At 38.5% G+C, this 16742-nt stretch carries 19 protein-coding genes; 14 read left to right on the top strand and 5 right to left on the bottom strand.

The window, feature by feature from the left end:
- The first annotated feature begins 77 nt into the window (after window positions 1-77).
- From AC07YT_RS18135 to AC07YT_RS18085, 11 genes are all read left to right on the top strand, one after another.
- Window positions 78-467 carry a glyoxalase superfamily protein gene (locus tag AC07YT_RS18135; protein WP_086547567.1) on the top strand — a complete coding sequence of 130 codons (390 nt, stop codon included), beginning with the start codon at window positions 78-80 and terminating at the stop codon, window positions 465-467.
- A gap of 18 nt (window positions 468-485) precedes the next feature.
- Window positions 486-950 carry a DinB family protein gene (locus AC07YT_RS18130; protein ID WP_086547568.1) on the top strand — a complete coding sequence of 155 codons (465 nt, stop codon included), beginning with the start codon at window positions 486-488 and terminating at the stop codon, window positions 948-950.
- Between the two features lie 126 nt (window positions 951-1076).
- Window positions 1077-2558 carry a ketol-acid reductoisomerase gene (ilvC, locus tag AC07YT_RS18125; protein WP_086547569.1) on the top strand — a complete coding sequence of 494 codons (1482 nt, stop codon included), beginning with the start codon at window positions 1077-1079 and terminating at the stop codon, window positions 2556-2558.
- A 107-nt stretch (window positions 2559-2665) separates the two neighbouring features.
- Window positions 2666-4078: a 3-isopropylmalate dehydratase large subunit gene (leuC, locus tag AC07YT_RS18120; protein ID WP_057931990.1), complete on the top strand. Its 1413-nt coding sequence runs from the start codon at window positions 2666-2668 to the stop codon at window positions 4076-4078.
- 32 nt (window positions 4079-4110) lie between these two features.
- Window positions 4111-4455, top strand: coding sequence for an antibiotic biosynthesis monooxygenase family protein (locus tag AC07YT_RS18115; RefSeq protein ID WP_086547570.1), 345 nt, complete (start codon window positions 4111-4113; stop codon window positions 4453-4455).
- 80 nt (window positions 4456-4535) lie between these two features.
- The gene (gene leuD / locus AC07YT_RS18110) at window positions 4536-5123 is read left to right on the top strand and encodes a 3-isopropylmalate dehydratase small subunit (RefSeq protein WP_086547571.1); all 588 of its coding nucleotides are present in this window, start codon (window positions 4536-4538) and stop codon (window positions 5121-5123) included.
- A gap of 87 nt (window positions 5124-5210) precedes the next feature.
- Window positions 5211-6671 carry an ATP-binding cassette domain-containing protein gene (locus tag AC07YT_RS18105; protein ID WP_494945445.1) on the top strand — a complete coding sequence of 487 codons (1461 nt, stop codon included), beginning with the start codon at window positions 5211-5213 and terminating at the stop codon, window positions 6669-6671.
- Window positions 6672-6675: 4 nt separating this feature from the next.
- Window positions 6676-7767 carry a 3-isopropylmalate dehydrogenase gene (gene leuB, locus AC07YT_RS18100; RefSeq protein ID WP_086547573.1) on the top strand — a complete coding sequence of 364 codons (1092 nt, stop codon included), beginning with the start codon at window positions 6676-6678 and terminating at the stop codon, window positions 7765-7767.
- A gap of 10 nt (window positions 7768-7777) precedes the next feature.
- Window positions 7778-8938: a 2-isopropylmalate synthase gene (locus AC07YT_RS18095; protein WP_086547574.1), complete on the top strand. Its 1161-nt coding sequence runs from the start codon at window positions 7778-7780 to the stop codon at window positions 8936-8938.
- Between the two features lie 270 nt (window positions 8939-9208).
- Complete coding sequence (ilvA, locus tag AC07YT_RS18090; RefSeq protein ID WP_086547575.1) at window positions 9209-10459, top strand: threonine ammonia-lyase IlvA; 1251 nt, start codon at window positions 9209-9211, stop codon at window positions 10457-10459.
- 211 nt (window positions 10460-10670) lie between these two features.
- The gene (locus AC07YT_RS18085; RefSeq protein ID WP_086547576.1) at window positions 10671-11021 is read left to right on the top strand and encodes a cupin domain-containing protein; all 351 of its coding nucleotides are present in this window, start codon (window positions 10671-10673) and stop codon (window positions 11019-11021) included.
- 216 nt (window positions 11022-11237) lie between these two features.
- On the opposite strand, the gene AC07YT_RS18080 is transcribed toward AC07YT_RS18085, so the two are convergent.
- Window positions 11238-11801, bottom strand: a complete 564-nt coding sequence (locus AC07YT_RS18080) for a DUF4230 domain-containing protein (protein ID WP_494945444.1) — start codon at window positions 11799-11801, stop codon at window positions 11238-11240.
- A 132-nt stretch (window positions 11802-11933) separates the two neighbouring features.
- Here AC07YT_RS18080 and AC07YT_RS18075 point away from each other — a divergent pair, with 132 nt between their 5' ends.
- Window positions 11934-12344 (top strand): hypothetical protein, encoded by a 411-nt coding sequence (locus AC07YT_RS18075; protein ID WP_086547578.1) that lies wholly within the window; start codon window positions 11934-11936, stop codon window positions 12342-12344.
- Between the two features lie 8 nt (window positions 12345-12352).
- Here AC07YT_RS18075 and AC07YT_RS18070 read toward each other — a convergent pair whose 3' ends face one another.
- Window positions 12353-13345: an ABC transporter ATP-binding protein gene (locus AC07YT_RS18070; protein ID WP_086547579.1), complete on the bottom strand. Its 993-nt coding sequence runs from the start codon at window positions 13343-13345 to the stop codon at window positions 12353-12355.
- Between the two features lie 150 nt (window positions 13346-13495).
- Between AC07YT_RS18070 and AC07YT_RS18065 the strand changes: the two genes are divergently transcribed.
- Both AC07YT_RS18065 and AC07YT_RS18060 read left to right on the top strand, forming a co-directional pair.
- A complete protein-coding gene (locus AC07YT_RS18065) occupies window positions 13496-13774 on the top strand; it encodes a DUF6364 family protein (RefSeq protein WP_086547580.1) in 279 nt (92 codons plus the stop codon).
- Window positions 13761-14180: a PIN domain-containing protein gene (locus AC07YT_RS18060; protein ID WP_494945443.1), complete on the top strand. Its 420-nt coding sequence runs from the start codon at window positions 13761-13763 to the stop codon at window positions 14178-14180. The genes AC07YT_RS18065 and AC07YT_RS18060 overlap by 14 nt, the downstream gene beginning before the upstream one ends.
- Before the next feature lie 108 nt (window positions 14181-14288).
- On the opposite strand, the gene AC07YT_RS18055 is transcribed toward AC07YT_RS18060, so the two are convergent.
- From AC07YT_RS18055 to AC07YT_RS18045, 3 genes are all read right to left on the bottom strand, one after another.
- Window positions 14289-15074, bottom strand: coding sequence for an outer membrane beta-barrel protein (locus AC07YT_RS18055; RefSeq protein WP_086547581.1), 786 nt, complete (start codon window positions 15072-15074; stop codon window positions 14289-14291).
- An 80-nt stretch (window positions 15075-15154) separates the two neighbouring features.
- Window positions 15155-15916 carry a hypothetical protein gene (locus AC07YT_RS18050; RefSeq protein ID WP_086547582.1) on the bottom strand — a complete coding sequence of 254 codons (762 nt, stop codon included), beginning with the start codon at window positions 15914-15916 and terminating at the stop codon, window positions 15155-15157.
- A complete protein-coding gene (locus tag AC07YT_RS18045; protein ID WP_025146912.1) occupies window positions 15897-16466 on the bottom strand; it encodes an RNA polymerase sigma factor in 570 nt (189 codons plus the stop codon). Before AC07YT_RS18045 ends, AC07YT_RS18050 begins: the two co-directional genes overlap by 20 nt.
- Between the last annotated feature and the right edge of the window lie 276 nt (window positions 16467-16742).

The raw sequence follows: 16742 nt of genomic DNA, 5'->3' as shown, positions 1-16742 counted from the left end.
AGGTTGAAGGCAAAGCAAAACGTTTAAGGATCTTTGCAAAAAATCTTTGCATGCTTTGCGGTTAAAAATCAAAGAATATGAAATGCAATAAAGCCATACCGATTTTAAGAATGTTCGATTACGATAAAGCAGTTGAATTTTACGTAAACTGGTTGGGCTTTAAAATAGACTGGGAACATACTTTTGAAGAAAACACTCCGGTTTATATGCAGATTTCGTTAAATGGTATTGAATTACATTTGAGCGAGCATCATGGAGACAGTTCTCCTGGTGCACATGTTTATGTTGACTGTGTAGGTTTAAAGGAATTCCATAAAGAAATAACAGCAAAGAATTACAAATACAACAGACCAGGTTTAGAAAAAACTTTTTACGGAACCTGGGCCGTAACCGTAAACGACCCGTTCTTTAACAAGATTACCTTTAACGAAGAATTAACCGAAGCTGAAAAACAAAACGATAATTAGATAGATACAGCATATAATATGATGAACCAGGTATTTGATTTTATAATCAACTCGCGCAAGGCATTTATTCAGCTAATAGATGGTTTAACAATCGAAGAATTGAATAAAATTCCTGATGGTTATAACAACAACATCATCTGGAATTTCGGGCACATTGTAGTGAGTACACAAACGCTTTGCTACGTGCGCACGGGTGTACTACAAGATGCTGCTTCGGTAAAATTTAACGAGTATTATAAAAAGGATACCAAGCCATCTTATACGGTAACTGAAGAAGAAGTAGCAGAATTGAAAGCCATCGCATTAGCGAGCATTGAAAAAATAAAAGAAGATTATGCAAATGGAAAATTTTCGAACATCACTCCTTTCACAACCGCTACCTATGGTGTACAAATGAATAGCATAGAAGAAATTCTGATCACAACTATTGGCCATGATAACGTACATTATGGTTACGCATGGGCGTTAAAGAAAGTATTGTAAGGGATGGAAGATGTGAGATGGAAAATGGATAAAAAAATCTGTGTAATCAAACCATCTGTGCAATCAACCCGAATGAAAAAACAAAATATAATTGATAATTAAATAGAAATTAACCAATAAAAAACAATGGCAAATTATTTTAACACATTACCTCTTAGAGAAAAATTAAACCAATTAGGTGTTTGCGACTTCATGGACAGTTCCGAATTTTTAGACGGCGTTAACGCACTAAAAGGCAAAAAACTGGTAATTGTAGGTTGTGGCGCTCAAGGCTTAAACCAAGGTTTAAATTTAAGAGATAGTGGTTTAGATGTAAGCTACACTTTACGTAAGGAAGCAATTGAAGGCAAACGCGATTCTTGGAAAAATGCAACTGAAAACAATTTTACAGTTGGCACTTACGAAGAACTGATTCCGAATGCAGATGTAGTAATTAACCTTACTCCTGATAAACAACACACTGCTGTTGTAAATGCAATTATGCCTTTAATGAAAGAAGGTGCTACTTTATTATATTCTCACGGTTTCAATATCGTAGAAGAAGGTATGCAGATCCGTAAAGATTTAACCGTGATTATGGTTGCGCCTAAATGCCCGGGTAGCGAGGTTAGAGCAGAATATGTTCGTGGTTTTGGTGTTCCTACCTTAATTGCAGTTCACCCTGAAAACGATCCTCAAGGTAAAGGATTGGCACAGGCAAAAGCATATTGCGCTGGTACAGGTGGTCACAGAGCTGGTGTGTTAAAATCATCTTTCGTAGCTGAAGTGAAATCTGATTTAATGGGCGAGCAAACCATCCTGTGTGGTTTGTTACAAACAGGTTCAATCCTATCATTCGATAAAATGGTAGAAAAAGGAATCGACGCCGGTTATGCTTCTAAATTGGTACAATATGGCGTTGAAGTAATTACAGAAGCCTTAAAACAAGGTGGTATTACTGCGATGATGGACAGATTAAGCAACGTGGCTAAAATCAAAGCTTTCGAAATTTCAGAAGAATTGAAAGACATTATGCGTCCGTTATTCCAAAAACACCAGGATGACATTATGAGTGGCGAATTTAGCCGTACCATGATGGAAGACTGGGCAAATGGCGATAAAAATTTATTAAAATGGAGAGCTGAAACTGGCGAAACCGCTTTCGAAAAAACACCAGCAGGTGATGTTAAAATCGGTGAGCAAGAATATTTTGATAACTACACTTTAATGGTTGCTTTCGTTCGTGCCGGTGTTGAATTGGCTTTCGAAACCATGGTACAGGCAGGTATTAAACCAGAGTCGGCTTACTACGAATCGTTACACGAAACACCACTTATTGCCAACACCATTGCACGTAAAAAATTATTCGAAATGAACCGCGTAATTTCTGATACTGCTGAATATGGTTGCTATTTATTCGATCAGGCTTGTAAACCACTTTTAGGTGATTTCATGAAAAAAGTAGATACTGATTTAGTGGGTAAAAATTTCAACGAAGGTAAAGATGGCGCAGTGGACAACAGAAAATTAATTGATATCAACGAGGCGATCCGTTCACACGAAGTAGAACAAATCGGAGCTACTTTGCGTAAAGCAATGACCGCGATGAAAGCGATTAAAACAGCATAACCTCACCCCTAAATCCCCTCTCCTAAAAGAGAGGGGACTTTGGACAGGTCTTATAAAAATAATAATTACAAACTTAAATTCCCCCTTTAGGGGGCTAGGGGGTTAAAATGTCAAAAACATTAGTAGAAAAAATTTGGGATGCTCACGTTGTAAAAAGTGAAGAAGGATTTCCTGATATTTTATACATTGATACACACTTAATACACGAGGTAACCTCTCCGCAGGCATTTGATGGCTTACGCAAAAGAGGCTTACCTGTTTTTCGTCCGAAGCAGACTGTAGCAACTGCCGATCATAATGTACCTACATTAAATCAATTGTTGCCGATTAAAGAGGAGCTTTCGCGCTATCAGGTTGATATGTTAACGAAAAACTGCGCAGAATTTGGAGTAGAGCTTTATGGTTTAGGACATCCTTTTCAAGGCATTGTGCATGTTATCGGTCCTGAATTGGGCATTACTTTACCTGGTAAAACAATGGTTTGCGGCGATAGCCATACCTCCACACATGGTGCTTTTGGTGCCATTGCATTTGGTATCGGTACTTCGCAGGTGGAGCAGGTTTTCGCAACGCAATGTTTATTGCAGTCGAAACCTAAAACCATGAAAATCGAGGTAAACGGCGAACTTGGAAAAGGTGTTGGGGCAAAAGATATTATCCTATACATTATTGCCAAAATTTCTGCCGCTGGCGGTACAGGTTATTTTATCGAATATGCAGGTTCGGCAATCGAGGCTTTAAGTATGGAAGCCCGTATGACGATCTGTAACATGAGTATCGAAATGGGTGCACGTGGTGGATTAATTGCACCAGACCAAACCACTTTCGATTACATTAAAGGAAGAGAATTTGCGCCTGCAGGCGAAGAGTGGGATAAAGCTTTAGCTTATTGGAAAACATTATACAGCGATGCTGATGCGAAATTCGATAGCGTTTTAACCTTCGATGCTGCAGATATTGCTCCAATGATTACCTATGGTACCAACCCTGGAATGGGAATGGGCATTCAGGAACATATTCCGGCAACTGGTGCACAACCAGAAAAAGAAAAACTTTCGTACCAGAAAGCATTGGATTATATGGGCTTTGATGACGATTCATCTTTGATCGGAAAACCGGTTGATTATGTGTTTATTGGAAGCTGTACCAACTCTCGCATTGAAGATTTACGAGAAGTTGCCGATTTTGTTAAAGATAAACGCAAAGCAGATAATGTGACCGTTTGGATTGTTCCGGGATCGAAACAGGTAGAACAACAGGCTAAAAACGAAGGTTTGGATAAAATTTTCGAGGCCGCTGGTTTCCAGTTACGCGAGCCGGGTTGCAGTGCCTGTTTAGGAATGAATGAAGATAAAATTCCTGCAGGTAAATATTGTGTATCTACATCGAACAGAAACTTTGAAGGCAGACAAGGACAAAATGCACGTACCTTATTGGCCAGTCCACTTACCGCAGCCGCAGCAGCCGTAACAGGAAAAATTACAGACGTAAGGGATTTGTTGGATAAAGTAGAAGGTTAACCCCTAAATCCCCTAAAGGGGACTTTAGCAAGATGAATAATAATATTACCAGCACTCAATTTAAAGCCCCCTTAAGGGGGTTGGGGGTTCTAGAAGTTGCCATATTAAATGTAAAAGCTGGATTATCAGCTGATTTTGAGCAAGCTTTTAACGAAGCGCAAAAAATCATTTCTTCGATGGAAGGTTACATTTCGCATCAGCTTCAAAAATGTATAGAGGTAGAAAATAAATATATCCTGCTGGTAAACTGGAAAACACTGGAGGCACATACCGAAGGTTTCCGAGGATCAGCAGAATACCAGGATTGGAAAAAGTTATTACATCACTTTTATGATCCTTTTCCAACAGTTGAACACTTTACACGAGTAGAAGACTGAGGGTTATTATAAATATTAAATCAATGAAATCGCCCCTCAATCGGTGAAATCATTTAAATCTGTGTAATCATCATTAAAAAATGAAAAAATTCACAAAATTAACATCGGCAGTAGTGCCTTTAAACATAGAGAACATCGATACCGACCAGATTATCCCTGCGCGGTTTCTAAAAGCGACTACCCGCGAAGGTTTTGGCGAAAATTTGTTCCGCGATTGGCGTTATGAGAACGATAACCAGCCTAAAGCTGATTTCGTGATGAATAATCCTACCTACAGCGGTCAGGTTTTAGTAGCCGGAAAAAACTTTGGTTGTGGCAGTAGTCGCGAGCATGCTGCATGGGCTATTCAAGATGCTGGTTTTGATGCCGTAATCAGCAGTTTCTTTGCAGACATCTTTAAAGGAAATGCTTTGAACAATGGCTTATTACCCATCCAGGTAAGTGATGAGTTCCTGGCGCAGATTTTCAAGGCGGTTGACAACAATCCAAAATCGGCCTTAGAGGTTGATTTAGAAAATCAAACCGTTACGATAGTGGAAACTGGTGCTCAGGAATCATTTGAGATCAATCCTTACAAAAAATCGTGTTTGATCAATGGTTATGATGATATCGATTTCATCTTAAACCAAAAACAATTAATTGAAGAATTTGAAGAAGGTAGAAGGTAAAAGCCTGAAGGCCTGAAAAAGGTATAAGACTAAAGCATAAAGACCAAAGTAAAAAAATCAGCGTATCATCCCGAAAGGAGAAAAATAATGTTTAAACCATTCCTTCACATACAGGATTTAAACTTAAGTTACAGCAATAAAGCGGTGCTAAAGGATTTGTATTGGGAAATGAATGTTGGCGAAAGTTATGTAATAGGTGGTAAAAGCGGAACCGGAAAAACATCGTTAGCAAAAGCAATTGCAGGCTTGATTCAAACTCAGGGAAACATAGAAATTGATTTCGATGAACTGAGCAAACTTCCAAAAGAAGTGCTTTATGTAGAAAGCTGGTATCAGTTTAAAAATTTAGAGGGCGTTGCCAATTTTTATTACCAACAACGTTACACCAGTCAGCAGGCCAAAGAAACGTTAACCGTTCATGCCGAATTGGTTTCTTATGGTAAAGAAAAAGGCTTGCACTTCGATCAGGTTGAACCCATTTTAGAAGCATTAGGATTTGCAACATTCGCCAGTTCACAATTAATCGAATTATCCAGTGGTGAACATAAAAAACTGCAACTGGTTAAAGCCTTATGGTTAAAACCACAATTGCTTGTTATAGACCAACCGTACACTGGTCTTGATGCTGCTTCGCGTAAAAACCTGAACATTTTATTGGATCAGGTTTCAGAAGAAGGTGTTCAATTGATCCTGATCTGTAATGAGACCGAATTACCAACCAGCATCAATTCTTTTGCTGAGATAAGAGATGGACAGCTTATTAAGGTGGAGACTCTGGAAAGTGTGGCAAACACCGAAATCCACTTGAGGAAAATTCCGGCTTTCCTAAAAGAATCGCCTGTTTACAGTTCTCAGGATATCGTAAAAATGGTTAATGTGAACATTAGCTATGGCGAGAAACAGGTTTTAAAAAATATCAACTGGGAAATTAAGGCTGGAGAAAAATGGCTTTTACAAGGCCATAACGGTTCAGGGAAGTCTACTTTACTGAGCCTGGTAAATGGCGACCACCCCCAATCTTATGCCAACGAACTTTATTTATTTGGCAACAGACGTGGAAGTGGCGAAAGTATATGGGATATTAAGCAGCATATCGGATTGATATCGCCCGAGTTTCACTGGTATTTCGATGCCACTGCTACCGTTTGGCAAAGTATTGCCTCGGGCTTTTACGATACGGTTGGCTTATTTCAGGTATTACCCTACACTAAAAGCACACAGGTTGATGAACTTGTTGCATATTTTGGATTAACCGAAAACAAAAATGAATTATTAACCGCACTTCCACTCGGTAAACAACGATTGGTATTGTTAGCGCGGACGATTATAAAAAATCCTGAACTATTAATTCTGGACGAACCTTGCCAGGGTTTAGACCAGCAGCAAACACGACATTTTAACCAGTTGGTTGATGAATTGTGCAGCAATGGGATGACCTTAATTTATGTTGGCCATTTTGAATCGCAGCTGCCAGCCTGCATAGAAAAAAGAATATTGTTAGAAAAAGGCGAAGTAAAAGTCGTCGAAACTATACTAGAAAACGTTTAGTACAATGAAGAAGAACATTTTAGTAATACCTGGAGATGGTATTGGACCCGAAGTGACCACTTGGGGAAAAGCAGCGTTAGAAAAAATTGCCGAGATTTTTGGCCATGAATTTGCGTTTGAAGAGGCCTTAATGGGCCATGCGGCTATTGAAGTTACTGGTGAACCTTTACCAGACGAAACTTTAGAAAAAGCAAGACAAAGTGATGCAATCCTCTTTGGGGCAATAGGCCACGCCAAATATGATAACGACCCTAGTTTAAAAGTTAGACCAGAACAAGGTTTGCTTAAAATCCGTAAAGAACTGGGTTTATTTGCCAATCTCCGCCCGATATTACTATTTGATGAACTTCTTCAGGCATCGAGCATCAAACCGGAAATTTTGAGAGGAACCGATATTTTGTTCTTCCGCGAATTAACCGGTGACGTATACTTTGGCGAAAAAACACGTTCTGAAGATCGCAATACGGCTTCAGATCTGATGATTTACCACCGTTACGAAGTAGAACGCATTGCACATAAAGCTTACCAGGCGGCACAACAACGTAACAAAAGATTATGTTCAGTAGATAAAGCAAATGTTTTAGAAAGTTCCCGCCTATGGCGCGAAACTGTTCAGGAAATTGCAAAACAATATCCTGATGTAGAAACCGAGCACATGTTTATCGACAATGCAGCCATGCAATTGATCAAAAACCCTAAAAAATTCGACGTGGTTTTAACGGCCAATTTATTTGGCGATATTTTGACAGATGAGGCTTCGCAAATTGCAGGTTCAATGGGTATGCTGGCTTCTGCATCTGTTGGCGAAAGCACAGGTTTCTTCGAGCCTATCCATGGCTCTGCACACGATATTGCTGGTAAAGATTTAGCCAATCCATTGGCTTCTATCCTATCGGCAGCATTAATGTTAGAAATTGGATTCGGACTAAAAGAAGAAGCCAAATTATTGGTTGATACCATCGACCAGGTATTGAAAGAAGGCTTTAGAACACATGATATTGCCGACCAAAGTACCAACCGATTTAAAGTTTTAGGCACAGCCGAAATGGGCAAATTGGTCCTTAAATTCTTATCTCAAAAATTAATCACTTCCTAAACTTAAGATTATGATTCACGACCCGAACAAAGTTTATATTTTCGACACGACATTGCGTGACGGTGAGCAGGTTCCAGGCTGCCAGTTAGATACAAACCAAAAAGTAGAAATCGCTAAATCACTTGAGCTTTTAGGTGTTGATGTGATTGAGGCTGGTTTCCCGGTATCTAGTCCTGGGGATTTTAACAGTGTAATTGAATTATCAAAAGCGGTAACCAACCCCATAATCTGTGCATTAACCCGTGCAAATAAAAACGATATTGATGTTGCTGCTGATGCTTTACGTTATGCAAAAAGACCGCGTATTCACACTGGGATTGGTTCATCTGATTTCCACATTAAACATAAATTTAACAGTACCCGCGAAGAAATTTTAGAACGTGCGGTTGAAGCCGTAAGGTATTCGAAAAAATTTGTGGAAGATGTTGAGTTTTATGCAGAAGATGCCGGTCGTGCTGATATTGAATTTTTAGCCAAAATGGTTGAAGCAGTTATTGCTGCCGGTGCAACTGTGGTTAATATTCCCGATACGAACGGTTATTGCTTGCCAGACCAATATGGTTCGAAAATCCTTTTCTTAAAAGAAAACGTAAAAAATATCGACAAAGCCATTATCTCTGTGCACTGCCACAACGATTTAGGCCTGGCTACAGCAAATTCTATCGCAGGTTTGCAAAATGGTGCACGCCAGGTAGAATGTACCATTAACGGTATCGGAGAGCGTGCAGGCAATACATCAATGGAAGAAGTCGTCATGATTTTGAAAACGCACAAGATTTTAGGTTTAAATACCCAGATTGATGCGACCCGTTTCTATGAAATGAGCCACATGGTGCGTAACCAGATGAATATGCCGGTGCAACCGAACAAAGCAATTGTGGGTGGCAATGCATTTTCACATAGTTCAGGTATCCACCAGGATGGTTTCTTGAAAAACCGCGAGAACTACGAAATTATTAAACCAGAAGATGTTGGTTTCCCTGATGCAACTATTGTGTTAACTGCAAGAAGCGGACGCCATGCTTTAAAACACCATTTAGACCGTTTAGGCCATAAATTGGAAAAAGATCATTTAGATATTGTTTATAAACAATTTTTGGTTTTGGCTGATAGCAAACAAGGTATAAACGACCAGGATTTAAACCAATTGGTTGCTTTGCATTTGGCTTAAAAAGCCAAAAGGTTAAAGACTAAAGCTAAAAGCGATTGGCGAATTGCCTTAAAAACTTTGAGGGGTGTCCCCCTTTGGAGGGGGCAGGGGGAGGATTTAAGTTTGAAACACAAGCTTGCTCCCTAAACCTGATTGGAATGGGCATGAAGCGCAGCGGAATAAAATGTAAAGCAGGACTTCAATAACCAATAGAACACCGAAGCCTGCTTTACAAAAAATATATAAGTGAAATTAAGTCTTGACTAAAATCTCACTTCTTGATACTAAATTATGAATACAACAACACCGAATACATTAGATTTTCAATCTGCATCGCAACGGTTAAAAGGCGTGGTAAAACGTACGCCTTTAGAGTTTAACGCCGGACTTTCTGCGCATTACAATGCCAATATTTACTTAAAAAGAGAAGACCTGCAGATTGTACGCTCATACAAATTACGTGGTGCCTACAATAAAATTAGCTCTTTGCCACAAGATGCATTAATTAACGGTGTAGTTTGTGCAAGTGCAGGTAACCACGCGCAAGGTGTAGCTTATTCATGCAAAAAACTTGGTATTAAGGGCGTTATTTTTATGCCAGAAATTACACCGAAACAAAAGGTTAAACAAACTTACATGTTTGGTGGCGACAATGTTGAAGTTGTTTTAGTGGGCGATACTTTTGACGATTGTTTAAAAGAAGCTTTGGCCTATAGTGCTGAAAAATCGGCTACTTTTATTCCACCTTTTGATGATGAAAAAGTAATTGAAGGACAGGCAACGGTTGGTGTAGAAATTTATGAAGATCTGCCTGATTTGGATATGATTGTAATGCCGGTTGGCGGAGGTGGTTTAGCATCAGGCGTAAGCGCTTATATGAAAACCGTTAAACCTGAAGTGAAACTGGTTGGTGTTGAGCCGCTGGGTGCACCATCAATGGTTACGGCAATGGAATATGGCGGCCCTTTTACCTTAGAAGAGATAGATCGTTTTGTGGATGGTGCCGCTGTAAAAAGAATTGGCCACATCACCTATGAATATTGTAAGGAGCTGCTGGATCAGATGCATTTAATTCCTGAAGGAAAGATTTGTACAACCATATTAAAGTTGTACAATGAAGATGCCATTGTAGTTGAACCTGCCGGAGCACTCTCTGTGGCTGCATTAGATCAGCTTAAAGACCAGATTACAGGTAAAACGGTGGTTTGTATTGTAAGCGGTGGAAATAACGACATTGAGCGCATGCAGGAGATTAAAGAGAAATCGTTACTTTTCGAAGGCTTGAAACATTATTTCATTGTACGTTTCCCGCAAAGACCAGGTGCTTTAAAATTATTTGTAAACGAGGTTTTAGGTCCACAGGATGATATTACCCGTTTCGAGTTTATTAAAAAAACGAACAAAGAAAATGGCCCCGCATTGGTTGGTATCGAACTTTCTAATAAAAACGATTATGCCAGTTTATTACAGCGCATGAAAGATTTTAAATTTGAAATTATCGAATTAAACCAGGACCAGACTTTGTTTGAATATTTGGTTTAAGGATTTTAACCACAGCGAACAAAGAGTTTTTTCGCAGCGTATACAAAGTAGGAGTCGTCATTCCCAACTTGATTGGGAATCGTAATGCAATAAGCTTTAAGATTCCCACTTTAGTAGGAATGATGATCAATTATTCTAATTTGTCATCCTGAGCCTGTCGAAGGACAATCCAGGTGTTTCGACAAGCTCAACATGACATAACTTATAAAAAATGAATTTCAAAGACTTAAGCAACAAAGCATTAATTTCTGACAATGATATCGATTGGGAAGATTTAGGCGGAGGCGTTAAACGCAAAATTATGGCTTATGATGATCAGCTGATGTTGGTTAAAGTAGACTTTGAAAAAGATGCCATTGGGACCATTCACAATCACCCTCATTTGCAAATGAGTTATGTAGCTAAAGGAAGTTTTGAGGTGAGCATGGGCGATGGTAAAAAAATCTTAAACGAAGGCGACGTTTTCTTTGCGCCATCAAATGTATTCCATGGCGTGGTTTGTTTAACAGCTGGATTACTAATCGATATTTTTAATCCACATAGGGAAGATTTTATAAAATAAGACGGAGGTCGGGAAGTTTGGGTATATATTAATAAATGCCGTCATTTCGAACGGAGTGCAACGCAGTCGAGAACCACGTAGTGCTCAGCTAAGCTAAACCTGTCTCGAGACATTTTTGATTTAGATCTCACCAGTTCACTGCGCTTCAGTCGAGATGACGTGATCTAGTGTGTCGATCGCTAGGAACCTTCCGCCTTAAACCTTTTACCTTCCACCTCATTCAAAGGTAAACCGCACATTCTTATAGCCCAATCCTTCAATAATCGGTTTAAGTACTGTTGTAGCATTGGTTTTGGTTTGCGTTAAAATGGTTGATTTTTTAACTTCAGCAGTAATTTGCCTTTCAGCTGCTTTATACGCTTCGTCTACTAAATCAGCTTCACGAAAGAAAGCCATCTTGGTATCGTAAACGCGGGAGTTTTTATGATCTATTTTTACATAACATATTTCAGGCTGTGGTAAATTTACTACAGCAGTGTCCGCCTCAATATCAATATCTTCGCGGGTAATTTTCGTTAAATCGATACAGCCTACGGCTTCGGCTTTAACAATCAGCAACACACTGGCTTCGGGCAAAAAATCTGTTTTATTTTTGTGTTCTAAAACATCGCTAATCTGGTACCTCACCAGCTCTAATTTGCCAATAGCTTCAATTTTATCGACCAAAAGCTGGTGTTTACTTTCTACAGAGGTATTGATACTAAACTTTTTAGAGATAAATAAATACCCTGCAACGACTAAAATTAACCAGGGTAAGAGGCGAAAGAAGAGCTTCATCATAAGAAAAATAGGGTGCTAATATTTGTGTATTTAATCTGTTGCACAATAATTAATCCATAAATCTCCGATTTATTTTTTTTGGCAGCAGATTTGTAATAGCCATATCACACACACAAATAAAAACTAATCACAATGAAAAAACTTACCATCTTAATGCTTTGCATAGCCACACTAGGTCTGGCTTCTTGCAAAAAAGACACTATTGTTCAACCGAGCAACGCAATTTTAACTGTAGTTAGAGATATTTCTGCTAATGCCTGGGTATTAAGTAGTGATGGAAAAACATTTTCCGCGAATATTGCCGTTCCAGAAATAGACCAGTTCCATATTGATAATGAAGGAACTTTAGTTTACATTTCTTACAATAGCGGCGCAAGTTACATCGCCCTACCATTTGTTTATAATGTAGATGCTTATAGCTATGAGGTATACAAAGGTGGCGTATCTATTGATGTACAAAGTTCAGATTACCAGGCCACAACTCCAATAAAACCAACGTCAACAGTAAGGGTTAAGATAGTCCTTGTTGGAAACGATTTATAGTTAATATTTTAAAACGCTAAAAAACGACTAATGTTCAATTGAACGTAGTCGTTTTTTTTGTGCGCTCCTCTGTTCAGTTGTATTGCACGGATGCTGACCCCATTTCTTTCTAAAAGCAGTTCGTCATAAAAACCTTTGTAGTACACATCTTTTACTTCAAACCGCCTGCTGCTCCAGCTATTGCTTATTTCGGCCCATTCAGGGTAAAATACCACCGAATTTCTTTCTGTTTTTAAACCAATTTTTTCAGCATCAGCTTGAGATAAAACCACAGCATTGCCCAAAATCTGGGCCGTATAAATATGTTTTGGATGCTGATAAATTTCGGAAGGTTTTCCTGTTTGCAACAGTTCTCCGTTTTTCAGGATCAGTAACTGGTCGGCCAGAAACAAACCATCAGCCGGATCGTGAGAAACCAAAATTACGGTAACACCGGTTTCTGAGGCTACTCGTTTAATATCTGCCCTGAGCTGGTTTTTAAGGAGGGCATCAACCTGGCTGAAAGGCTCATCTAAAAGTAAAACCTGTGTATCGGCCACCATAGCTTTTGCTATGGCCACACGCTGCTGCTCTCCCCCGCTCAGTTCAATAATTTTTTTATTTTGAAGTGGTAAAATCCGAAGGTGTTCCATAATCTGGAGCGTTTTCTCGGCTTTGGTTTTAAGGTCGGTATTCGATAACTGTGAGGCAATATTATCGTAAACCTTGGCATAAATATTTAATGAAAAATCCTGTGTAACCATTTTCATCTGCTTATGGCCCGGGATAAGTTGTTCATCAGGTCCCTTAACCCTTTTATCTTCGAAAAAGATTTCACCTTCATCGGTTTTCAACAGCCCGTAAATGGATTTCAGTAAGGTCGATTTTCCGCTTCCGCTCTCGCCAATAATGGCCACTACATCACCTTGTTTAATCTCGAAACTTACATTTTTAATTCCGCCGGCTTGTTCTGCCTGATATTGCTTGGTTAAATTTTTAACACTGATTATGGTATTGCTCACGTGGTAAAGATAAGAAAAAGGTAGAGGGTTTTGAGGAGGAGGGTTTAAGCGTAAACAAAATTACACGTGTGTTATATTTTATTTTTGCACGTATACAGACATCTATGTATCTTTACATCAATATATCTTGACATCAGTAATTATAGAGCCATGAACACTAAACTAACCTTAACCATAGATAAGTCTGTAATTAAACAAGCTAAAGCTTATGCAGAACAGCAAGGCAGAAGCCTGTCTGCGGTGGTAGAAAATTATTTAAAAGCTGTAACCAAAAGGGAAGAAGTCGCGAGCAAAGATGATGAGCTCCCGCCAATAGTGAAATCGTTAAAAGGTGCATTTAAAATGTCTCCAGATTTTAACTATAAAGAAGAATTAAATAAAATCAGAGAAGAGCGATATCAAAAATACCTGAATAATGAAAATCAGTAATGTATTAATAGATTCAGATATTATTCTTGACTATTTTCTTGATAGAAAACCTTTTTCTGACGATTCATCAAAAGTTTTAGCATTGTGTGAGATTGGAAAACTAAAAGGTTTTGTAACTGGGATCGCTATTGCTAACATCTATTATTTATTAAGAAAAGAACATAGCCCTAAATCGATATTACAAGGCATAAAGGATTTATTAAACTTTTTGGATGTAATAATTGTGAACAAAGAGGTTATCTTACAATCCATCGATTCCGAATTTTCTGATTTTGAAGATGCCCTCCAGAATTTTTCTGCTGAAAACCATGGATCAATTAATGTTATAGTTACGCGAAATACTAAAGACTACAAAAAAAGTAAACTAAGTGTGCTAACCCCTACGATGTTTCTAAAAACATTATAAAACAAAAAATCCTGTCTCGCCTAACCGAAACAGGATCTGTTTTATTTGTGCATTAATTTTCTCTGCCCATTGGGAGAATTTATTAGTCCCCTGTAGGGGATTTAGGGGTTAATTCAAGCCAAAGGTAACCCCGAAACTCATGTTCTTTAAACCAGCTTGCTGTGCGGTAGTAAACATATCGTTAAAGTAATATTTGGTAAATAAACCTATACCACCATAACCAAACCTAATGGTTCCGCCGTAACGAACCGATTGAAAGTGATAGCTATCATATTGTTTTTCTTTACCACGTTCCTCACTTATCTGTTTAATTTTTCCGTTTAACAAAAAGCTCACCTCCGGGCCTAAAACCAGGTAAAATCTTTTGCTGTTTTTGTTTTCGCTAGTACGGAATTCGAAGTTTAAGGGAATATGCACATAGCTACTCGAGAATCGGTTTTTTGAAAAATGTACAGGCGCCTGATCGGTGTATACAAATTCGTTAGAATTTTTAGCAATGGTAATATCTTTTCTTAAGCGAATTAATGTCCAGTCGAATCCACCTGCTACATAAATTTTAAAGTTAGAGTTGAAACGGTAGCCCAATTGTAACACATCGAAAGAGAATGTACTGGTTTTACCACCTTTATAATCCAAGAAATCGTTGTTTGGAGATAAGTTAAAGCTGCCATTGTCGATTAATCTGGAGAAGCCCAAATCAACCCTTGTAAAAGTAATTCCACCTACGAAACGTCCTTTTTTAACTGAATCTGCAGCTTTGGTTTTAATGATGATGCCATGTCCTTCACTATAATCCATTTTCTTTTTGGTACTATCCTGTTGAGCAAAAGCACCTGGAGCCATAACACCGGCAAGCCCGCTTACCAAAAGTGTTGTATAAATTAGACGTTTCATATCTGTGTGTTTGTTATGTTAATTGTTGTAAAACTTAAATGTTTAATGTTAGACACTGTTAACTGATCATTAAAAACTCTTTATTTCTTATTGCGTTTACCTATTTTAAATGGGCCAATATTTATCGATGCCAAAGAAGAATCATCATCATCAGTACGGAACTGGATCAGTTTGTCTTTTCTTTTATCCATTTTGTTAACAATCAGGTTTACCACGTCGCCAACATTACGAATGCCTTTATTGGTTTGCTCGTTATCGTTAACAGGCTCATCTGTTTTAACAGTTGTAGGATTAGCAACAATTAAGGTTTCCTCTTTTGGCTGCAAAATCGCCTCCTCAATTTTTGTTTTAATATCTTTTTTAGGTTCCTCAACTTTGGCTACTGCGGTTTCCTGTTTTTGCATATCAGGTGCAGTAATTATCGTTTGCTTTTCCTTTTCTATAACCGGTTTCACTTCTTGTTTCACTTTGGTTTTGGCAATGGCGCTCGCTGCCTTAGGTTGAACTGGTAAAACTGGTGCGATATTTTCAACTGGATCAACAATCTTTGCAGCATCTTTAACCATCGGTTCTTGCACTGTTGGCTTAGTTTTTTCAATGGTGTTACCTGCCAATTGCTTACCTCCCTTAGTGGTATCCTGTTGTTGATAAACCAAAATTCCAAGTGTAGCAATTAATAACACTGCTGCTGCCGATAACCAATAAACAGGTATGATCCTTTTTTTCTTAGGCGCTATTTCGCTTTCGATATTGCTCCATAAATCCCTCGAAGGTGTTACTTCAGCGTCAGCAAAAGCATCCTTAAATAACTGATCAAAATCCTTATCCCGTATAGGTTGCATAACCAAATCCCTCCATTTTTATAATTTCTTCTTTTAATATTGCTCTTGCCCTCGACAATTGCGATTTACTCGCGCCTTCTGAGATGCCAAGCGTTTCTCCAATTTCTTTGTGCGAATAACCTTCTATTACATACATGTTAAAAACCATGCGGTAACCATCTGCCAGTTTTTGTATCACCTTCATTAAATCCTGCATCCCTAAGGTGCCAAAATCAAATCCGGTTGATGGTTGCTCGTAAGCTTCATCTATTTCTACTACGTTTAAGCTGCGTAAATTTTTACGGTAACTCTCAATCGCAGTATTCACCATTACTCTCCTAATCCAGCCTTCAAAAGAACCATCACCTCTATACTCTTTTATTTTTTGAAAGATCTTGATGTAGCCCATCTGCAGCACATCTTCTGCCTCCATCCTGTCTTTGGCGTAGCGCATACAAACGGCCAACATTTTCGATGCCGTTTGCTTGTAAAGCAGCTCCTGCATCTTCCGGTCGCCAGCCTTGCAGCCTTCCATCAAATCGTTTATCGTATAGCTTCGCGTCAATTTCATTGTGTGTTTGTATATAGAAGATGGCAGATTACAAACAATGGTTGCATGAGGAGAGAAAAAAAAGTTAAATAAAGTTAAAATAAGAATCACATCTATTGATTATCAAATAGATATGATTAAAATATTTTTCAAGAAAGATATAGATTTTTGTTTTGGAAAGCAATGGCAGGTGCATTTTTGAAACGTTAGTCCTGCTATTCGTTACAATCTTTTTTATACTGCTGTCATGCTGAGGCACGAAGCATCTGTTTCATCAGTTGCGGATGCTTCGTACCT

The sequence above is a fragment of the Pedobacter sp. GW460-11-11-14-TSB4 genome (genome assembly GCF_059423705.1).
Note: the sequence above shows the minus strand (reverse complement) of the source record. Positions and strands in the feature narration are given on the sequence as shown.

Excerpts from the sequence above, each read along its gene's own strand:
- leuB (WP_086547573.1), top strand. The coding sequence starts at position 6,676 with ATGAAGAAGAACATTTTAGTAATACCTGGAGATGGTATTGGACCCGAA.
- ilvA (WP_086547575.1), top strand. The coding sequence starts at position 9,209 with ATGAATACAACAACACCGAATACATTAGATTTTCAATCTGCATCGCAA.
- AC07YT_RS18050 (WP_086547582.1), bottom strand. The coding sequence starts at position 15,916 with ATGCAACCTATACGGGATAAGGATTTTGATCAGTTATTTAAGGATGCT.
- AC07YT_RS18130 (WP_086547568.1), top strand. The coding sequence starts at position 486 with ATGATGAACCAGGTATTTGATTTTATAATCAACTCGCGCAAGGCATTT.
- AC07YT_RS18105 (WP_494945445.1), top strand. The coding sequence starts at position 5,211 with ATGTTTAAACCATTCCTTCACATACAGGATTTAAACTTAAGTTACAGC.
- leuD (WP_086547571.1), top strand. The coding sequence starts at position 4,536 with ATGAAAAAATTCACAAAATTAACATCGGCAGTAGTGCCTTTAAACATA.
- AC07YT_RS18115 (WP_086547570.1), top strand. The coding sequence starts at position 4,111 with ATGAATAATAATATTACCAGCACTCAATTTAAAGCCCCCTTAAGGGGG.
- ilvC (WP_086547569.1), top strand. The coding sequence starts at position 1,077 with ATGGCAAATTATTTTAACACATTACCTCTTAGAGAAAAATTAAACCAA.
- AC07YT_RS18065 (WP_086547580.1), top strand. The coding sequence starts at position 13,496 with ATGAACACTAAACTAACCTTAACCATAGATAAGTCTGTAATTAAACAA.
- AC07YT_RS18060 (WP_494945443.1), top strand. The coding sequence starts at position 13,761 with ATGAAAATCAGTAATGTATTAATAGATTCAGATATTATTCTTGACTAT.
- leuC (WP_057931990.1), top strand. The coding sequence starts at position 2,666 with ATGTCAAAAACATTAGTAGAAAAAATTTGGGATGCTCACGTTGTAAAA.
- AC07YT_RS18075 (WP_086547578.1), top strand. The coding sequence starts at position 11,934 with ATGAAAAAACTTACCATCTTAATGCTTTGCATAGCCACACTAGGTCTG.
- AC07YT_RS18055 (WP_086547581.1), bottom strand. The coding sequence starts at position 15,074 with ATGAAACGTCTAATTTATACAACACTTTTGGTAAGCGGGCTTGCCGGT.
- AC07YT_RS18085 (WP_086547576.1), top strand. The coding sequence starts at position 10,671 with ATGAATTTCAAAGACTTAAGCAACAAAGCATTAATTTCTGACAATGAT.
- AC07YT_RS18080 (WP_494945444.1), bottom strand. The coding sequence starts at position 11,801 with ATGATGAAGCTCTTCTTTCGCCTCTTACCCTGGTTAATTTTAGTCGTT.
- AC07YT_RS18095 (WP_086547574.1), top strand. The coding sequence starts at position 7,778 with ATGATTCACGACCCGAACAAAGTTTATATTTTCGACACGACATTGCGT.
- AC07YT_RS18045 (WP_025146912.1), bottom strand. The coding sequence starts at position 16,466 with ATGAAATTGACGCGAAGCTATACGATAAACGATTTGATGGAAGGCTGC.
- AC07YT_RS18135 (WP_086547567.1), top strand. The coding sequence starts at position 78 with ATGAAATGCAATAAAGCCATACCGATTTTAAGAATGTTCGATTACGAT.